This is a genomic window from Shewanella sp. SM101 (assembly GCF_025654465.1).
Classification (GTDB): Bacteria; Pseudomonadota; Gammaproteobacteria; order Enterobacterales; family Shewanellaceae; genus Shewanella; species Shewanella oncorhynchi.
On the sequence record NZ_JAKKRH010000018.1, the window covers coordinates 31,762 to 51,221 of the forward strand.

The 19,460-nt window shown below is 45.1% G+C and carries 14 protein-coding genes and 6 tRNA genes; 5 read left to right on the plus strand and 15 right to left on the minus strand.

Going from position 1 to position 19,460, the window contains the following annotated elements:
• Positions 1-83: 83 nt before the first annotated feature.
• From L5M38_RS11660 to dapA, 4 genes are all read right to left on the minus strand, one after another.
• Positions 84-3,179: an efflux RND transporter permease subunit gene (locus tag L5M38_RS11660; RefSeq protein ID WP_131523289.1), complete on the minus strand. Its 3,096-nt coding sequence runs from the start codon at positions 3,177-3,179 to the stop codon at positions 84-86.
• The gene (locus tag L5M38_RS11665; protein WP_263179202.1) at positions 3,176-4,258 is read right to left on the minus strand and encodes an efflux RND transporter periplasmic adaptor subunit; all 1,083 of its coding nucleotides are present in this window, start codon (positions 4,256-4,258) and stop codon (positions 3,176-3,178) included. The genes L5M38_RS11660 and L5M38_RS11665 overlap by 4 nt, the downstream gene beginning before the upstream one ends.
• Before the next feature lie 368 nt (positions 4,259-4,626).
• Complete coding sequence (gene bamC / locus L5M38_RS11670) at positions 4,627-5,724, minus strand: outer membrane protein assembly factor BamC (RefSeq protein WP_198572357.1); 1,098 nt, start codon at positions 5,722-5,724, stop codon at positions 4,627-4,629.
• A 3-nt stretch (positions 5,725-5,727) separates the two neighbouring features.
• Positions 5,728-6,612, minus strand: coding sequence for a 4-hydroxy-tetrahydrodipicolinate synthase (gene dapA, locus L5M38_RS11675; RefSeq protein ID WP_263168204.1), 885 nt, complete (start codon positions 6,610-6,612; stop codon positions 5,728-5,730).
• A gap of 172 nt (positions 6,613-6,784) precedes the next feature.
• Here dapA and L5M38_RS11680 point away from each other — a divergent pair, with 172 nt between their 5' ends.
• Both L5M38_RS11680 and bcp read left to right on the plus strand, forming a co-directional pair.
• Positions 6,785-7,336, plus strand: coding sequence for a glycine cleavage system protein R (locus L5M38_RS11680; protein WP_263179203.1), 552 nt, complete (start codon positions 6,785-6,787; stop codon positions 7,334-7,336).
• Positions 7,337-7,339: 3 nt separating this feature from the next.
• Positions 7,340-7,807 (plus strand): thioredoxin-dependent thiol peroxidase, encoded by a 468-nt coding sequence (bcp, locus tag L5M38_RS11685; RefSeq protein ID WP_113940881.1) that lies wholly within the window; start codon positions 7,340-7,342, stop codon positions 7,805-7,807.
• A 244-nt stretch (positions 7,808-8,051) separates the two neighbouring features.
• Here bcp and L5M38_RS11690 read toward each other — a convergent pair whose 3' ends face one another.
• Complete coding sequence (locus L5M38_RS11690) at positions 8,052-8,669, minus strand: LysE/ArgO family amino acid transporter (protein ID WP_263179204.1); 618 nt, start codon at positions 8,667-8,669, stop codon at positions 8,052-8,054.
• Positions 8,670-8,794: 125 nt separating this feature from the next.
• Between L5M38_RS11690 and L5M38_RS11695 the strand changes: the two genes are divergently transcribed.
• Positions 8,795-9,730, plus strand: a complete 936-nt coding sequence (locus tag L5M38_RS11695) for a LysR family transcriptional regulator ArgP (RefSeq protein WP_107947972.1) — start codon at positions 8,795-8,797, stop codon at positions 9,728-9,730.
• 109 nt (positions 9,731-9,839) lie between these two features.
• Here the strand turns inward: L5M38_RS11695 and htpX are convergent, their stop codons facing one another.
• Positions 9,840-10,703, minus strand: coding sequence for a protease HtpX (gene htpX, locus L5M38_RS11700; protein WP_006082065.1), 864 nt, complete (start codon positions 10,701-10,703; stop codon positions 9,840-9,842).
• Positions 10,704-11,137: 434 nt separating this feature from the next.
• Here htpX and pepE point away from each other — a divergent pair, with 434 nt between their 5' ends.
• Both pepE and L5M38_RS11710 read left to right on the plus strand, forming a co-directional pair.
• Entirely contained in the window at positions 11,138-11,851 is a 714-nt protein-coding gene (pepE, locus tag L5M38_RS11705; RefSeq protein ID WP_263179206.1) for a dipeptidase PepE, read from the plus strand.
• Positions 11,852-12,303: 452 nt separating this feature from the next.
• A complete protein-coding gene (locus L5M38_RS11710; protein ID WP_411569307.1) occupies positions 12,304-13,887 on the plus strand; it encodes a glucan biosynthesis protein G in 1,584 nt (527 codons plus the stop codon).
• A gap of 467 nt (positions 13,888-14,354) precedes the next feature.
• Here the strand turns inward: L5M38_RS11710 and L5M38_RS11715 are convergent.
• The 9 genes from L5M38_RS11715 to L5M38_RS11755 all read right to left on the minus strand — a co-directional run bounded on the left by L5M38_RS11715 (position 14,355) and on the right by L5M38_RS11755 (position 19,332).
• Positions 14,355-14,441 (minus strand) — tRNA-Leu (locus L5M38_RS11715).
• Positions 14,442-14,578: 137 nt separating this feature from the next.
• Positions 14,579-14,665, minus strand: a tRNA-Leu gene (locus L5M38_RS11720).
• A 49-nt stretch (positions 14,666-14,714) separates the two neighbouring features.
• Positions 14,715-14,788 (minus strand) — tRNA-Cys (locus L5M38_RS11725).
• Positions 14,789-14,832: 44 nt separating this feature from the next.
• A tRNA-Gly gene (locus L5M38_RS11730) sits at positions 14,833-14,908 on the minus strand.
• A 214-nt stretch (positions 14,909-15,122) separates the two neighbouring features.
• Complete coding sequence (pgsA, locus tag L5M38_RS11735) at positions 15,123-15,671, minus strand: CDP-diacylglycerol--glycerol-3-phosphate 3-phosphatidyltransferase (protein WP_028759642.1); 549 nt, start codon at positions 15,669-15,671, stop codon at positions 15,123-15,125.
• A 47-nt stretch (positions 15,672-15,718) separates the two neighbouring features.
• The gene (gene uvrC, locus L5M38_RS11740) at positions 15,719-17,548 is read right to left on the minus strand and encodes an excinuclease ABC subunit UvrC (protein WP_173497734.1); all 1,830 of its coding nucleotides are present in this window, start codon (positions 17,546-17,548) and stop codon (positions 15,719-15,721) included.
• Between the two features lie 103 nt (positions 17,549-17,651).
• The gene (gene uvrY / locus L5M38_RS11745) at positions 17,652-18,296 is read right to left on the minus strand and encodes a UvrY/SirA/GacA family response regulator transcription factor (RefSeq protein ID WP_006082070.1); all 645 of its coding nucleotides are present in this window, start codon (positions 18,294-18,296) and stop codon (positions 17,652-17,654) included.
• A gap of 478 nt (positions 18,297-18,774) precedes the next feature.
• Positions 18,775-18,865, minus strand: a tRNA-Ser gene (locus tag L5M38_RS11750).
• A gap of 376 nt (positions 18,866-19,241) precedes the next feature.
• Positions 19,242-19,332 (minus strand) — tRNA-Ser (locus L5M38_RS11755).
• Positions 19,333-19,460 lie beyond the last annotated feature (128 nt).

Below are 19,460 nucleotides of genomic sequence, written 5' to 3' on the forward strand. Positions count from 1 at the left end.
GAGGTTCGAATGGCGAAAAATAAGGCGCTTGATGAATACCAAGCGCCTATATGTATGCTTCCAACATCAACCTGCACGAGGCGTTAGTCTTGGGCTAATTCTTTTTCTAACTGTTGGGCGATAGCTTCGGGCGATCCGCTGTTGCGGGCAAAGAGTCCATAAGCGGCGGGGATCACGAAGATAGTGAATAAGGTTGCCAGTAAAATCCCAGACAACACCACTACACCAATCACAAAACGAGTTTCAGCACCTGCGCCTACCGCCAACACCAATGGCACGGCACCAGCGGCAGTGGTGATCCCTGTCATTAAGATAGGTCGTAACCGCTGCGCTGACGCTTGGATAATGGCCTTATCAAAATCAACGCCTTTATCCCGTAATTGGTTAGCAAACTCGACAATCAAGATGCCATTTTTCGCGGCTAACCCGACCAGCATAATAATGCCTATCTGACTGTAAATATTAAGACTCTGCCCCGTAAGCCACAAACCAATTAAGGCGCCGACGGTAGCCAGCGGCACAGTAAGCATGATCACCACAGGGTGGATATAACTCTCAAACTGCGCCGCGAGCACGAGGAATACAATCCCCAGTGCGAGGATGAATACGAAGTACATAGAGCTACCCGACTCTTGATAATCGAGGGATTGGCCCTTGTAGCTAATCACCGCTTCCGCTGGCAAATAGGTACGCGCCAATTGATTCATATAATCAAGGGCTTCACCCAGACTATAGCCATCTTCTAAACTGGCTTCTATGGTGATCGCGCGCATACGGTTGTAACGGTTCAGCGAACTAGCGTCGGCAAACTCCTCCACAGTCACTAAGTTAGACAGCGGAATAAGCTCCTGACTGCGCTCGGAACGAACATAGATATTTTGCAGATCCGCCGCAGTATTTTGATTATCGCGCTCGCCTTCAACGATCACATCGTATTCTTCACCGTCACGCATAAACGTCGTCACTAAGCGTGAGCCCAGCATGGATTCCAACGTACGGCCTATATTTGAAATCGACACTCCAAGGCTCGCCGCTCTGTCTCTGTCGATGACGACACGAAGTTGAGGCTTAGTCTCTTTATAATCATGATCTAATCCCAATAATTTGGGATTCTGTGCCGCCTTTTGCATCATGATATCGCGCCAGCGGGCAAGCTCTTCGTAGCTAGGTCCACCAATCACAAATTGCACAGGTTTACCTACACCGCGACCAAAGGCTTGGCGCATTACAGGAAACGCTTGCACTCCGGCGAGATTGGCAAGACGTTTATTAATGTCGACGATAACTTCCTTTACTGGACGACGTTTGCCCCAGTCTTCCAGTACTATGATTGCCATACCGTTAGAGAAATCCGCCGCGCGGCCAAAGCCACGGGGGGCACGAATGAGCAGACGTTTGATATCACCCGTTTCGACCAATGGCATCAAGCGGTTTTCCACTTCATTCATATAGGATTCTATGTATTCGTAACTCGCGCCCTGTGGCCCGTTGACCATCAAGAATAACGAACCACGGTCTTCCTGTGGCGCAAATTCTTGCGGTACTTTTTGGACTAAATAGACACTAGAGCCTAATGCGACTAACACCAGAATCGACACCAATATCGGGTGAGCCATGGCGGATTTTAAGGACAATTGATACCGGTTTGACACTTTTGTCATGATGCCGTCGACCTTACGCACCAACCAAGAATCCTGCGAGCTCGGCTTAAGCAACTTAGAGCACATCATAGGCGTGAGTGTGAGCGCCACTAGGCTAGAGAACAGGACCGCCGCACTCATGGTCACGGCAAACTCTTTAAATAATTTACCTAAATCACCCTCAAGGAAAGTGATTGGCATAAAGACCGCGACCAACACGAGTGTGGTCGCGATAACAGCAAAAGCCACTTCACGCGCACCGAGGAAAGCAGCTTTGAGTGGGGAATCTCCTTCTTCGATACGTCTATGGATGTTTTCCAGCATCACAATCGCATCATCCACCACCATACCGATGGCGAGGATCATCGCCAATAAGGTCAAGAGGTTAATGGTATAACCTAGCGCATACAGCACAATAAAGGTGCCGAGCAAAGATACTGGCACAGTGATCGCGGGGATTAACATAGCGCGCACACTGCCAAGGAACAAATAAATCACGATAATCACTAAAATCATCGCTGTGAACAGGGTTTGATACACTTCTTTAATCGAGGCTTCGATAAACACTGAGCTATCGTAGCTGCGTTTAATCGACATCCCCGCTGGCAAGGTCGGGTTGATTTTGTCAACCAGCGCATTCACTGCGCGCGCCACTTCTAACGTATTGGCGGTTGACTGTTTAGACACGCCTAAACCTATCATTGCCTCTTTGTTGCCACGGAACATAATCCGCTCTTCATCAGAGCCAATTTCCACCCGTGCGACATCGCTCAGTTTGACTAAATAACCGTCTTCCCCTTGGGTGATCACTAAGTTTGCGAAATCTTCGGCAGTGCGATAACCCCGCTCCAGTCTCACTGTAAAGTGCCGCTCCTTCGACTCTATCGAACCTGCAGGTAACTCGACGTTCTCAGCTCTGAGCGCGGCCTCAACATCGGCAACCGTTAAACTGCGAGAAGCCAAGGCTTGTCTGTCAAGCCAAACGCGCATGGCGTAAACCTTACCACCACCAATACGCATCCGCGCCACACCATCGACCACCGAAAAGCGGTCCGACAAATAACGGTTGGTGTAATCGGTCAATTCTAGGGTCGTCATTTGATCCGACACGAGATTGAGCCACATGATCACTTCATCACTGCCATTGGCCTTTTGTACTTCAGGGGGATCAGCTTCATCGGGTAAATTGTCGAGTAAACCTGAGATCCTGTCGCGCACATCGTTAGCTGCATCTTCAATATTACGACTAATATCAAACTCTAAGGTAACCGATGAGCGGCCATCACTGCTCGATGAACTCACGTGACGAATGCCTTCGACGCCACTGATCCTGTCTTCAATCAACTGGGTAATGCGGCTTTCCACCACGGCAGCACTGGCACCGCGGTAATTCGTGTCGATAGATACCACTGGCGGATCTATGTTTGGGTATTCGCGCAGGGGCAATTTATCAAAGGAGACAAGCCCGAAAGCGACCAGCAGCAAGCTGATCACTGAGGCAAATACGGGACGTTTGACCGAGAGATCAGTAAGGATCATACACTTGGCTCCGCGTTCGTATCGGCAAGATAACTAAACTTTTCCGCGAACTCAGTTTGCACTTTATCCCCAGGATGAACTTTCAGTAAGCCGCGGATCACCACGTTTTCGCCCAAGGCTAAACCGTCTAAGATCTCCACCCAGCCACGGGTGCGAATACCAATAGTGACTTGTTTACGTTCAATCACCTTGTCGGCATTGACGCTATAAACATAATGGCTGTTTTGGATCGGGATAATGGCAGATTCAGGCAACATCAAGGCCTCGCGGCTACGCTTGATGAGTTTGACCTTCATCAACATGCCCGGTAATAAACGCAGCTCAGGATTGGGGATTTCGGCGCGAATAATCACTGTGCGTGTGATTGGATTCACACGGCTATCAATCGATGTCACCACACCTTTGAAAGTCACATCAGGGAAAGCGACCGCTTTGGCTTCAACCTTTTTACCTGGCTCTAAATCTTGAATAAAGCGCTCTGGCACTGAAAAATCGAGCTTAATGGTAGAAATATCATCCAATGTCGTAATCACAGTGCCGGGTGACACTAAGCTGCCCACACTGATTTGACGTAAGCCTAAACGGCCATTAAAAGGCGCCAGAATACTGCGATCATTGAGTGATGATTGCGCCTGTTCGAGCTCGGCACGGGTGGTATCAATAAGAGTTTGTAATCTGTCGCGTTCTAACTCGGCCACAGTGCGGCTAGTCACCAACGAACTGATCCGAGCTAATTCACGTTGATTATCACTGACTTTGACTTGCGCGGCTTTAACCTTAGCGATCTGCTCAGCATTTTGCAGTTGGACTAATAACTCGCCCTTTTTAACGATATCGCCGTCGTCAAATTTAAGCGCTATCACCATGTCGGTGACTTTAGGCGTTATCGTTACAGATTCTGCGGCTTTATTGCTACCAATAGCTTCAACTTCATCGCGAATGGGCGCCATAGCGGCAGTGGCAATCACCACATTAGGTATGAGTTTAATCTGGGCTGCAGCAATCTCTTGCGGTTGCATGGCTTGGTATCCAAACCATGCCGCGGCCAATATGGCGATTATTAGAATAATTTTTTTCATCGGGCTTCCAAGGAATGACTCGCATTAATGACGGCTAGTTTACTCACTCACATCATCGCATCAATACGTTTTACTTTTTCTTACAAATTACGCTGATAGCGCAAAATATGTATGATTAAGTGTCTTTGGCGATATCAATGGTTGAGTTGCCAGAATGCAGTACGATAACAAGGTTGTTAAGTGATTAATTTTACTTATCACCAGTAACTCAACATTTATCACTAAAACCATTTGAAAAAGATTGGTATATAGAAAATTTAATTCTGAAACACAGATCGCCTAGATAATCGACAATCCCCTACTTAAAACTCAAATCGCAGCCAATAAAAAAGGGCGATAATTCGCCCTTTTCTAGTCAACTGCTGAAATTAACGTATTTGACGTTCTTCTTTCATCAGGTTTGACAGTGACTGGTACACATTGCTAACTACTTCATCGCTTAATGGCTGATCTTCGTTATCGCGAAGGAAGATTTTCGTTTCTTCTGGAGTATCACCATCTTCAAGCAGTAAACGGTAGCTACCTTCTTTCAGTGCTAACTTATCTTCGCCCCACAATGAACTCCAGAAACCAGAGTTATCGTCAAACTTGATAAAGTACAATCCTTTAGCACTATCCATATCGGCAATTTCAAAGCCCATTTCTGGTAGCACTATGCGTAGACGATCCCACACTTGCTTGTAAGAGGCTTTAGCAGACCAGTAAGCTTTACCTTCTTCAGGCGTTACGAGATCAACATTAATACCTAAGGTTTGCTTCAAACGATTCGATTGGATCGCTTGGTCGCGCTTAACGCTGATATACGCAATGGCGCTGTTCAGCATATCAATAGTGTATCTTTGCTTATCTTCACCGCTTAATAAAACTTGTTGCGCTTTATCGTCGTAGAACTCTTCGTGTTCAACTAAGTGAATAACGATATTAGCAGTGCGACCATGTGGACGTGTTTCCACATCAAAACGATAGCGTTGGCGCAACAGATAAACTTTATCCGCACCCCACATGCTCGATTCAATCACTTCACGGCTTTCAATCCAATCGGTTTCTACGTTGCCTTTGTCAAAATCACGGCTACGAACAGCAATACCTTTTTGAGCAAAGAAACCATCTAAGTTTGTGAAGATTTCTTGTTTCAAATCCACAGCATTGTCGATGGATTCAACCACGATTTTAATGTTGTCACTGCCCTCTTCTACATGAGTACCCTCCGCCATTGGCAGTACTTGCAGTGGCGGACGGATATCTAAGTTTTTGCCATACAGCGAAGCATTCACTTTAGAACCCAGTGCTGGTACATCGAATTCTTTATTGTAGGGTGGCGTTTTTAATCCCGCGGGGATCTTAAGCAAAGGCGCTTGCTCGGCCTGAACATAGTCGTCGTTACCGTTCGCTTGGCGGCGATCAAGTGGCGAACTACAGGCTGCAACAGCAGCAACTAAGATCAGTGGAGTGACTTTCTTTAACATTAATTATTTAACCTCTATCTGGGCACGAGTCATTGCTTCTATCAACAGACCATGACATTGCTCAGAAAGTTCAGTCAAAGGTAAACGAATATGGCCACATTTAATCAAACCCATACGATGGGCAGCCCATTTTACTGGGATAGGGTTGGCTTCACAAAACAGTGTGCTATACAAACCGCGCAGCGGGGTATCTATGCTCTGAGCAAGCTCGGCATTGCCAGCGAGCGCCGCATCACACATAGCTTTAAAAGCCTTTGGTACTATGTTGTTAGCCACAGAAATTACGCCATTTCCACCTAAGAGTAAAAACTCTCTGGCAGTGGCATCATCACCGCTATACAAGAGGAAATCATCGCCGCACAGTTCGCGCAGACGTTTTACACGGGATATGTCACCGGTCGCCTCTTTTACACCAATAATGTTGCTTACGCTAACAAGCTCGGCAACAGTTTCTGGCAGCATATCAACGGCAGTACGACCTGGAACATTATAAAGAATTTGTGGAATATCTGTGCTAGCGGCCACGGCTTTATAATGCGCAATCAATCCCTTAGGCGTTGGCTTATTATAATATGGCGTTACACCAAGCATAGCGGCAACACCCACCTTAGATAAGGACTTGGTGAGCTCAACGGCTTCAGATGTGGCATTGGCGCCATTGCCACCAATGACAGGAACACGTCCCGCAGCAAATTTAACGGTTTGTGAAACGACCGCTACATGCTCAGGCATAGGCAGAGTCGCTGACTCGCCAGTAGTACCAACGGCAACAATGGCATCTGTGCCTTGGTCAATATGGAATTCGACTAACCTTTCAAGACTTGCAAAATCTACTGAGCCATCACTGTTCATTGGCGTGATTAAGGCTACGATGCTTCCGTTTATCATCTGACTTTCCCCAAGATTTCAGGATTCGCTATGGTACTGATGCCAACCACTAATGACAAGCATTAACGGGGCTCTCAAATTGAATTAGTTATGGTAGCATTACATCCCGCACAAAAACTCAGCTTTAACCCTGAGTTTTCGCTCTATGATATCGAAAAAGTGAGGAAAATTCATGATCAATTTCCTGGTCGTAACAGCGATGGGTCTCGACCGTCCTGGACTTGTAAGTAAACTAGCTCGACTTGCCAGTGACTGTGACTGCGATATCGTCGATAGCCGTATGGCATTATTTGGTAACGAATTTACCCTGATCATGATGTTGTCTGGCTCGTGGGCATCAATAACGAAAATTGAAAGTATGTTCCCCAGTCTCAGCGTTGAGTTAGAACTGCTGACGGTGATGAAACGCACCTCTAAACACACACCACAAAACTACCTTTCTCGCCTCGAAGTACGCTTCACGGGTAAGGACCAACGCGGCACCATTAAACGCATTACCCAGTTCCTTGCTGACAGGTCATTAGATCTTGCCGCAGTACGTTCATTTTCTGAGGAACTCCCCGGTGGTGAACAAACGCAAAATGTGTCGCTAACCATTAATATTCCTGAAAAAGTTGAACTAGAAAAGCTCGAACAGAGTATCTATCAGCTCGCCCAAGATATGACCTTAGATTGTACTATTCGTCGTATGGAAGGCACTGCCATCTTAGAGGACAGAGGATAATAGATGAATACCTTAACGGCTGGGGCAAAAGCGCCTCACTTTACACTGCAAGATCAACATGGTAACTCAGTATCGCTGGCAGACAGCCTTAAGCAAGGCCCTGTTTTAGTGTATTTTTACCCGAAAGCATCAACGCCGGGTTGCACAGTTCAAGCCTGCGGTCTACGTGACAGTAAAGCCGAGCTTGATAGTCATAATGTCACTGTATTTGGCATTAGCCCAGATCCTGTGGCTAAACTGGCTAAATTTGCAGAGAAACAAGCACTCAACTTCACTTTGCTGAGCGATGAAGACCACAGTGTCGCCGACGCTTTTGGGGTCTGGGGTGAAAAGAAATTCATGGGAAAAACCTATGATGGCATCCACAGATTAAGCTTCCTTATCAATACCGACGGCACCATCGCCCACGTATTCGATAAGTTTAAAACCAAAGATCACCATGAAGTCGTACTCGCGCAAATCGCGGGTTAATAACAGATATGACGATGAATACAAGGCTTCAAGCTGCTGCTTTAATCGGCACAAAAGTGTAAACGTTGTCAGTTGAACTTGGTAGCCTGAATAAATAATCGGCAATCGATAACGAAAAGGTCCTGAAATCAGGACCTTTTTCATGAAAAATTTTCACTTTCATACCACAAGATACGGTCTAACCAAGCAAAAAACCGCAAAAGCATTCAGCTATGCCCGTATTCTATAGCATCACAACGTCGGTTTATCCTGCCACATAGGGCCAAATAATCACAGCGGCAATGCTCCACATGGTTAACCAAATAAAACGGTCAAGGTAACGCCATGCCGCTGGGCGAGTAAAAATGGGCGCTAACAAACGCGCACCAAAACTTAAGCCAAAAAACCAAATAAATGATGCCAGTACGGCACCCGCGCCAAACCAAGGCCGATCGAAATCATCAAATTGAGTGCTAATGCTGCCGAGCAACACCACAGTATCAAGATACAAATGCGGATTAAGTAAACTGATCCCAAGCGTCGTCAGTACGGCTTTCTTAAATGTGTCCGCATTATTGGCCTGATCCATCTCAATGCCCTTAGCCACAAACGACGCCTTTAGCGCATTCGCACCATACCAAAGTAGAAACGCGGCGCCACCGAAACTCGCCACATGCTTAATAGTGGGAAACGACTCAATAATATGTCCTAGCCCCGCGACACCCGCAGTGATCATCAGCGCATCAATGATAGAGCAGAGCAAGGCAATCGGTAACGGGTATGAGCGCTTGATGCCTTGCTTGAGCACAAAGGCATTTTGTGCGCCCACAGCAATAATCAAACTCCCACCAATCCCCATACCCTGTATAAATGCCGCTTGCATAACCACCTCTCATGTTCAAAGAAGGCGCTAGCATAGTCAAAACAACAAAATTAATATAACTAATGTTTTTTATGTATCATAAGTAAGATTAATAACCATCAAACACAGATCGATTAAGGATGACTATGCTGGAATACGCCAATCTCAAAGCGCTCGCCGTTGTAGTCTCGGAAGGCGGCTTCGACCGCGCCGCTAAAGTGCTGCACATTACTCAGTCGGCTGTATCACAGCGTATTCGACAACTTGAAGAAAAAGTCGGTCAGTCACTGCTTATTCGCTCCAATCCTGTGGTCGCAACGCCCACAGGTAAGCGCCTGCTGCGTCACTATTCACAGGTACAATTGCTCGAGAGTGAATTAAGAGCCGAGATGGACGCCGACGATCCCAACCATCCAACCACAGTGCGCATCGCTGTGAATGCCGACAGTTTGGCCACGTGGTTTTTACCTGCGCTAGCAGGCATGTTCAGTCGCCACGCTTGGTTATTGGAATTAATTGTCGATGATGAGTCTTACACCCATCATCTATTGAAAAATGGTGAAGCGGTCGGATGTGTCACCACAACCGAAGTGCCGATGGCGGGTTGCAGCAGTGAGTTTTTAGGCACCATGGAATACCTTTGTGTGGCCACGCCCGAATTTGCCGCGCGCTATTTTAGCGATCTGAGCGACACTCCATCATTTAGTGACACCTCGTCATTCAACACCATCAACCAAGCTCAGTTAGCAAAGGCGCCAGCGGTAGTGTTCTCCACCAAAGATAAGTTGCACGAGAAGTTTCTCGCCCAGTATTTCAATATGACGCCAGGGCAATGGTGGCAACATACTATCCCCTCTTCCGAGAGCTTTTTAGAAGCGATTAACTTGAGTTTAGGTTATGGGCTCGTTGGGCATTTACAAGCTAAACCATTAATCGATAAAGGGATACTGATTGAGATCACCCCTGAACGGCGCATGCGCGTGCCGCTGTTTTGGCAGCATTGGAATATCAAAGCAAAACAAACGACACTGGTTTACCGTGCCCTTGCGGCAACCGCGCAGCATAATTTGCTGCAGGCATAAAAAATCGGGCTCAAACCAAAGTTTGAGCCCGATGTTAAAAGCCTTCAATCTAATATCAAGTGAATCTTAAGCACTCACATTTAACATTTAAGAGTTAACTCACTCTATATTAGCTCGCTCTTAACGCAGCAATACGTTTCTCTAATGGAGGATGACTCATCATCATTTCTGCCATTGAACGTTTGCCGTTAATACCGAAGGCTGACATTTGTGCAGGCATAGCCGTACTTTCAGGGCCTTGGCGTAAACGCTCAAGCGCAGCAATCATCTTACCTTTACCCGCTAAACGTGCTGCACCTTCATCGGCTTTATACTCACGAATACGTGAGAAGTAAGCGACGATAATTGAAGCCAAGATACCGAATAGCATATCCAGTACGAAAACAACGGCCATGTAAGCGAACATACCTAAACCTTCGCCTTCTTCATCATTACTCGACACGAAGTTGTTGATAATACCAGCAACCACACGGGCCGCGAAGATCACGAACGTGTTAACCACACCTTGGATCAGTGTCAAGGTCACCATGTCACCGTTAGCAACGTGGCTCACTTCGTGGGCTAATACGCCTTCAATTTCATCTTGGCTCATGCCATATAACAGACCCGTACTGACAGCCACTAATGAATTGTCTTTACTTGGACCAGTAGCGAACGCATTCATGTCAGGCGATTGATAAATCGCCACTTCTGGCATTTTAATCCCTGCTTGCTTAGCTTGACGGGCAACCGTCTCCACTAACCAACGTTCGGTACTGTCACGTGGGGTGGTGATGACTTCACAACCCATGGTCTTTTTCGCCATCCATTTTGAAATGGCTAAGCTGATAAAGGCCCCACCGAATCCAAAAATGGCAGCGAACACCAGCAGTCCACCCATAGTAGACGTGTTCACGCCTAGAATAGACATCACAATTGAGGCTACTAGCAACACAGCTAGGTTAGTCGCAATCAATAGAAATATACGCTTCATTTCAGCTCCTTTAGGGCAAGAATAGGCCATTTAACTTTGTTCAAAGACATAATATGTCCAAATCATCGAAATTCAAGTGGTAAAAGAAAAGAGTTTTTAAAATAGGTATCTTTCTCGTATATAGACACTGCCTTTCATGGCCGAGAGTCTAGGGACAGTATATTAATCGAAACTTAAACTTATGCCCAAGCAACCTCAAGAGACGAGTTTCATCGCGTTCTGAGAGCTTTAATTCAAGGCGCATCAATCACTGACTTTTGCATTGATGCCACACAGAAGTAGAATGCCCCGAACGCTCCATCTTGGTGGGGATCACTATCTTGAAAAACACCGCCGCTAGCCGTGCTAGAGCGCAATTCTGCTTTAACTCTCTATGTTTATCGGAATTAATCTTTGTTAACATGCCAATACACTCCGAGATTTCAGGATACAAAATGACAATCAACGCCCTACTACTGAGCAGCTCTCGTGTCGGTGATACGCCTTATCTTGCCCACGCGCTCCCTTTTATTAAACCGCTCACCGCCAACGCACAAAAATGGATTTTTATCCCCTATGCAGGGGTTAGCATGAGTTATGACACTTATTTAGCGTCTGTCGTGACTGGGCTAGCTGAGCTTGAACTCGATATCAGTGGTATTCATCAGCATCCAGACCCTAAACAAGCAATAAAAGATGCCGATGGAATTTTAATCGGTGGGGGTAACACCTTTCACCTGTTACACCAACTATATCATTATGATCTGGTCACGCTTATTCGTGAGCAAGTCGCCCTTGGTAAACCTTATATCGGCTGGAGTGCGGGTTCAAACGTATCGGGACTGAGTATTCGCACCACTAATGATATGCCGATCATCGAACCGCCTTCGTTCAACGCATTAAACTTAGTGCCGTTCCAGCTCAATCCACACTATTCCAATTACCAAGCACCGGGCCACAATGGTGAAACCCGTGCCCAGCGATTATTAGAATTCACTAAAGTCGACCCATTAACCCCAGTGATCGGTATAGTTGAAGGCTCAGCTTTGTGGCGACAAGGAGACACACTATCACTCTTAGGTAACAAACCTGCGTATTTATTCAGTGGTGAGCAGCAAGAGATCCTAATTCCTGTGGGCAGTGACCTATCGCACTTACTCAAGTCCTAATATCCACGTTAGCATATCTAAATGGGCTCACAGTTAACACCGTGAGCCTGAATCACTCATTAGCAACAATTAAGATTAACCATTTGATATTGTAAGTTTTTAATTAACACTCTCGATTCAACTGCGCCAATTTTGTGTAAAAACGCCACTAAATTCAATGAGAACAGTGTTAGCTCAGCCAAGACAGTTTTTACTGCAGTACCAATTGCGATTACTTATCGTAAAATCACACCGCAAAGTATTGAGAACGGCACCTAAAATAGCGCCAAGCATAATTTATGTTACAAATATCTAGCTACGCAGGTAAAATTATCCCTCACCTCAGCTACTCGAATCCCACGACTGAGGATTTTATAGCAGACAAGTTATTAATATTTAGGGATTAGATAGACTGAAGCATACATTGTGCCTATGAATCAGCGTCATTTTAGTAAGGAGTTTCCATTTTGCGAATGAATCTTATGATGAATTACCCTACCGGTTATCCGGCATTACTCAAAAAACTATCTTTTGTCATCTTGACCGCCATCGTCTATGTCGTCGGCATAAACAACGTCAATGCCGCAGCGGCAGAGACAACACCAACGCCTGCACCAGAGAAGAAATCCAAAAAATTCTCCCAAGACACAGTCATTGAACTCGCTCAACAACTGTCGCAAAAGCCATTTAAAGAAGCGAAAAAAGCACCTAAAGAACTGGTTGATCTCGATTTCGCGACCTATGGCAAAATCAATTACCAAGAAAATGCCGCGATTTGGGGCGGAACACCGACCAAATTTTCGGTACAACTTTTTGCTCCAGGCTTTCTCTATAAAAACCTTGTCGATATCGACGTGGTCGAAAACAGCAAAGCTATTCCAATTGAGCTAACAGAAGCTTCGTTCGATGTCCCTAACGACACCATTGAAAAACTCATCACTCAAGTGGGCCAATACGCGGGTGTGCGTTTACATTACCCTATCAATGATGATGAAATAAAAGATGAATTCATCATGTTTCAAGGTGCGAGCTATTTTCGCGTGCTCTCTAAAGGGCAAACCTATGGCTTGTCTAATCGTGGTTTAGCGATTGATGTCGCTCAGCCAAAAGGTGAAGAATATCCCCTGTTTAAGCGTTTCTGGGTCGAGCGTCCATCTAAATATCAGACAGCAATTGTGGTTCATGCTCTGCTAGATAGCCAAAGTGTCACTGGCGCCTATCGTTTTGGTATTTATCCCGGTTCACCATCACGTGTCGAAGTGGATGTAACCTTATTCCCACGCAAAGATATCCAGCATGTGGGTCTTGCACCGCTGACCTCTATGTTCCTCTTTGGCGGACTCGATAACTCAGATAAACCCGATTACCGCCCACAAGTACATAACTCCGACGGCCTACAAATCGATCGTGGTAATGGCGAACGCCTATGGCGCCCATTAAATAATCCTAACAAACTGCAGATCAGTGCTTTTGGCGATGAAGATATAAAGGGGTTTGGTCTTATCCAGCGCCATCGTAAATTTGAAGACTATCAAGATCTGAGTGCAAACTATCAACTTCGACCTTCTGCATGGATTGAACCCCTCAATGATTGGGGCAAAGGCCAACTGGTGTTGCTTGAAATTCCCTCTAATGCTGAAACCAACGACAACATAGTTGCCTATTGGGAGCCGCAAGGCGGACTGAAAAAGGATCAGCCCTATAAATACTCCTATCGCATAACAGCCTCAAACGACAGCCCTTCTACGGCGTCAAAAGCACGTGTTGTCCGCAGTACTAAGGGGCAAGTCTTAGCAAAAGGCAAAGAATTACTTATCGATTTCAGTAACATCAAGCCGCAAGATATTGATAAAATTATCATCGATGCCAGCATCAGCAAAGGTAAAATCCTGTCGTCTCGGATTGTCGCCCACCCAGACATCAATGGCGCTCGAGTATTTATCAGCTTCGAACCAGAAAGTACCAATGTAGCCGAACTGAGAATACAGCTTAAGAAAGACGATAAACCACTTGCAGCGACTTGGCTGTACCGCTGGAATAGCGATGATTGGCAATAAGCTGATATTCACTAGTATCACTGTCTAACAAGCATAAACTGACCGAGTAAGTGAATAAAAAGCGCTAGTATTTACTGGCGCTTTTTTATGCCTAGGGTTTTATTTATAGGCTTACTATTTATAGGTTTTATCTCTAACATAAATAGAACAAGCCAAGGCTAAAAACTCACGACCTGCTTTTCAGCAAACATAATCCCATACCTTATCACTCGACTTCTCTGCCAGCATAACTACAGGCTTACTTCAAAATGACACTATCAGCTTAAAACATAGCACTATTGTGTGATTTTAGGGTTATTAGCCTTTCCTGATGTGCGTCGCAGCAAGGACCTCTGCGAACTAAAGTAAGCAGTACGTTAAGTGTGTCAGTCAAGTTTGACCTTAAACCCCTCACGAAGAATGCCGACTAAAAGTAGAAATCTGAATGCAAAAAAGCCTCGATATGAATATCGAGGCTTTTTCTTTTTTGGTACCCGAGGCCAGACTTGAACTGGCACGCTGTTACCAGCGAGGGATTTTAAATCCCTTGTGTCTACCGATTCCACCACTCGGGCAAACGCTGAATATTAATGACGGGAATCATGTCAAAAATATTATTAACTCTAAATCATTAACGCTTAACACTAATAAATCTATTTAATAAAGCCTATTGAAGATTCGGACTTTATTTTTACCATCACTATCAAAATAATGGTACCCGAGGCCAGACTTGAACTGGCACGCTGTTACCAGCGAGGGATTTTAAATCCCTTGTGTCTACCGATTCCACCACTCGGGCAAACTCTTGATATTAACGACGGGAATCGTGTCATTAATATTTTAATCTATGGAGGCGCGACCCGGAGTCGAACCGAGATCGACGGATTTGCAATCCGCAGCATAGCCATTCTGCCATCGCGCCATAGTTGCTAACTCATGTTGAGTAGAATTAGACTTTAAAAATATTGGAGCGACATATCGGGTTCGAACCGATGACCTATACCTTGGCAAGGTATCGCTCTACCAACTGAGCTAATGTCGCATCTTGTTTTACTAGTCACTCAGATAAACAAAGCATTTCACTTTATTACCTAGCTAATATCAAACATCAATATTTGGTAACGTTAAGACTTTGTTTGCACATTGCCTCTTGTCTACGGGGTGGCATTCTACCGATTTACCACCCAGTGTCAACCGCTGTTTTATCGATAACTTACTGCTTGCACACTAAATAATCTCTTTGATTTTTTATTGCACTATTCAGCGGTAAGATCTTTCCAAGCGGCTAAAATGTAACTCATCATTGACCAAAACGTTAATACAGCGGCGATATATAACAGTACAAATGCGGCATTAGTCATTAAAGGATTGTATTGCCAAATCAGCCCAATAATTGCCACCATTTGCGCAGCCGTCTTATATTTACCAATCCAAGACACGGCGACAGTACCACGTTTACCAATTTCAGCCATCCATTCCCTCAACGCTGAAATGACAATCTCGCGACCAATCATAAACAGGGCGGGCAATGTCAGCCAGATATTCGCGTATTGATCGACCAACAAAACTAAAGCTGTAATCACCATCAACTTATCAGCGACTGGGTCAAGAAAAGCGCCAAAACGAGTTAATTGTTTCAATTTACGGGCAGCATAACCATCTAATGCATCCGTTAACGCCGCGAGCCAAAAGGTAAATGCGGCAACAAAAGGGGTCCAGTCATAGGGTAAATAAAACAGCACCACAAAAATGGGCAGTAAAAAAAGCCTGAAAAGAGTTAATGCTATAGGTAAGTTAAACGGCATGATCAAACCAGTTAGTCAAAAGCAGCGCCAATCTTGCCTTAATTTTATCACCCTCGCAATGCATCATGAATGGTTTGTGCCATTTCTATGCTGATCCCTGGTACTTTGACTAATTCCGCCACACTTGCCCCTTTCACTTCCTGCAATCCTCCTAAATGCTGTAACAAAGCTTTACGACGTTTAGGGCCAATACCAGGAATCGATTCCAATGTTGAAGTATTACGGGTTTTCTGGCGACGGTTACGGTGGCCAGTGATTGCAAATCGATGGGATTCATCACGAATATGTTGGATAAGGTGCAGTGCTGGCGAATCCCCTTCGAGGGAAAAGCTGGTTTCGGTATCCCCTAAGATCAAGGTTTCAAGCCCAGGTTTACGGCCCTCACCTTTCGCCACCCCAATAAGCTGCGGTGCTTTATCCAAATGAACAAACTTTTCATCCACTATCTTTTGGGCAATACGCAACTGCCCTAGTCCGCCATCGATAAACAGAATGTCAGGGATTTTACCGCCTGCCTCAATCTTATCGAAACGGCGGCTTACCGCTTGCTTCATTGCCGCGTAATCATCGCCCGGCGTAATACCCTCGATGTTATAACGACGATACTCGCCTTTATGCGGCCCTTCTCGATTAAATACCACACAGGAGGCAACGGTGCTCTCTCCCATGGTATGACTGATATCGAAACATTCCATCCGCTGGATAGGCCCACTCAACTCTAAGATTTCTTCGAGTAACACAAAACGCTGCTCGACCGTATTTTTATGGGACAAGCGCGTAACCACTGCATTCGTCGCATTGGTCACGGCTAAACGTAAGAAGCTCGCCCTGTCGGCGCGAACATTGGTCTTAATCGAAAACTTTTTATCTAGCGCCTCTGAAATTGCCGCTTCAAGTTCATGTAATTCTTCAAAATTATGGCTAATCACCACTTCTTTTGGAATAGTGCGTTGAATATCTGCATTTAAATAAAACTGTAGGATAAAGGAGCGCAGCACTTCATCCATATCAGTTTGGGCTGGCACTGAAGGATAATAACTACGACTGCCAAAAATTTTACCTTCGCGGATAAATAGCAGGTGGAAACAGGCGATGCCTGACGCATAATGCCCCCCAATAACATCCATATCGCCTTTATTATTAGAGACTTCCTGTTGCTCGGCAACTTTACGCAGCGCCATGATCTGATCGCGAAATCGTGCTGCCTGTTCATAGGCTTGCTGCTCAGCCGCAAGTTCCATTTTATCAACCAAGGCGCTGATCACTTGCTGATCTTTCCCCTTTAAAAACAGGCTGGCTAATTTCACTTGCTCATCATAATCAGCGTTACTGACTTTACCCACACAGGGCGCGCTACAACGGGAAAGTTGATATTGTAAACAGGGCCGTGAGCGCGATTTGTAGTAAAGGTCGTCACATTGACGAATTGGAAACAGCTTCTGCATCAAATGCAGGCTTTCACGCACAGCACCGCCATTGGGATAAGGACCAAAATAGTGGCCTTTTTCCCGCTGCGGACCGCGATGATAGGCAAGCCTTGGGTGCTCATGCTGGCTTAATAAGATGTAAGGGTAAGATTTGTCATCACGCAACAACACATTGTATTTTGGCATGTATTGCTTGATGTAATCATTCTCAAGCAACAGAGCATCTGTTTCACTGTGGGTCAGCGTCACATCAATATGGTGAATATGTGAGACTAAGGCTTGGGTCTTAACATTACCGAGGTTTTTACGAAAATACGAGCTGAGCCGTTTTTTAAGATCTTTTGCTTTACCCACATAAATGACGTCATTCTTGACGTCATACATGCGATAAACCCCAGCAGAGGATGAAACAGTACGTAAGAAACTTTGGGCGTTAAATTCATTAGACATCATTCACACCCACAGTTTTGAAGACTTAACACAAACAACATAGGAACATGTAACCCAAGAACTCGCTAGATTAAAGTCATCGACCAACGCAATCCACTTTCCATTAAAAATGGCCAGCATCCAACATCTTATAGCGAATAGCTAACCGCGTTAGTTCGACATCACCACTGATCCCCAGCTTAGCAAATAAACGATAACGGTAACTGTTAACGGTTTTAGGACTTAAGTTCAGTTGCTCAGAAATATCGTTAACCTTCTCGCCATTAGTGATCATCAACATGATCTGTAACTCACGTTCAGACAAAGACTTAAACGGGTTTTCATCGGCGGGATTAAACTGACTCAGCGCCATCTGTTGGGCAATTTCTGGGGACAAATAACGTTGTCCGCGAGAGACCTGACGAATCGCTTGCAGTACTTCCGGCGGCGTCGCTCCTTTTGTTAAATAGCCCGAAGCGCCAGCCTGCATCACCTTACTTGGGAACGGATCTTCCGTGTGTACAGTTAATACAATAATTTTTGCATGGGGTTGATATCGTAAAATTTTTCGAGTGGCTTCCAATCCGCCCATCCCAGGCATATTCATATCCATTAAGATCACATCCGCTTCATTCTGGCGAGCCCACTGCACCGCAGTCTCACCATCAGGGGCTTCGCCCACGACTTTGATCCCACGTTCATCTTCCAAGATGCGGCGGATCCCAGTTCTCACAAGCTCATGATCGTCAACCAAATATATCGAAATCAACTTAACCCACCTTTTACAATTTACAGCTCGATCCGTGTGTTAGAAAAAGCAACATGGCAAACGGATAACGAGTTCATAGGGCTAATTTAGCCCAACAACCCCATTTCGCAAAGCATAAATTCAACATTGTTAACTAGATGATATTTAAAGGAACGATTCCAGAATAGCATACCAATAAAAAGCGTTTAAAAACGAAGCAATAACCCCAGAATGACCAGCCTAAAATCCCTGTTAAATCGATATCAAAATATCCAGCAAATATAGGCAATTTTTCAGTTCAAGAAAAACAAAAGGCCATCATTACTGATAGCCTTTCACGTGAAAATAGCAGAAGAGCTACGCTTAGAATCAGGAACCTAAGGTTTTTAAATAGCTTAAATGCAAAAAAGCGTAGGAGCTACGCTTAGAATGAAGAACCCTAGTTCAAATTTCACACACAAAAAAGGCCATGAATAAACATGGCCTTTTTTGTAAAATATGGCGGAGGAGCAGGGATTTGAACCCTGGGTGGGCTATAAACCCACGCCGGTTTTCAAGACCGGTGCATTAAACCACTCTGCCACCCCTCCGAACGAGCGAGATAATAGCTATCTCTGTCGCCACTGTAAACTTAAATTTATGGTTAATAGCGTTGATTGACTATTTCATATTCACTTAAATCGAAAGCCGTGAACAACAAAGGGCTTAGGATGAGAAAACTGAAATGAAAATTGCACAAACAAGAAAGGCCATCAATGCTGATGGCCTTTCTTGTGAATATGGCGCAGGAGCTGCGCTTCAAATCAGGAACCCAAGGGTTCAAACTGTATAAATGCAAAAAGCCGCTAATTGCTTAGCGGCATTTTGACTAAATATGGCGGAGGAGCTGAACTTAGAATGAGGAACCTTGGTTCAAATTGCACAAACAAAAAAGGCCATCAGTAATGATGGCCTTTCTCGTAAATATGGCGGAGGAGCAGGGATTTGAACCCTGGGTGGGCTATAAACCCACGCCGGTTTTCAAGACCGGTGCATTAAACCACTCTGCCACCCCTCCGAACGAGCGAGATAATAGCTATCTACTACTCTGCTGTAAACCCTTAATTTAAAGAAGCAATCTACATGGTCAATCTACATCCAATCCGCTTAAAAATATCGCGTTATTCAACTTATCTTTGACACCCT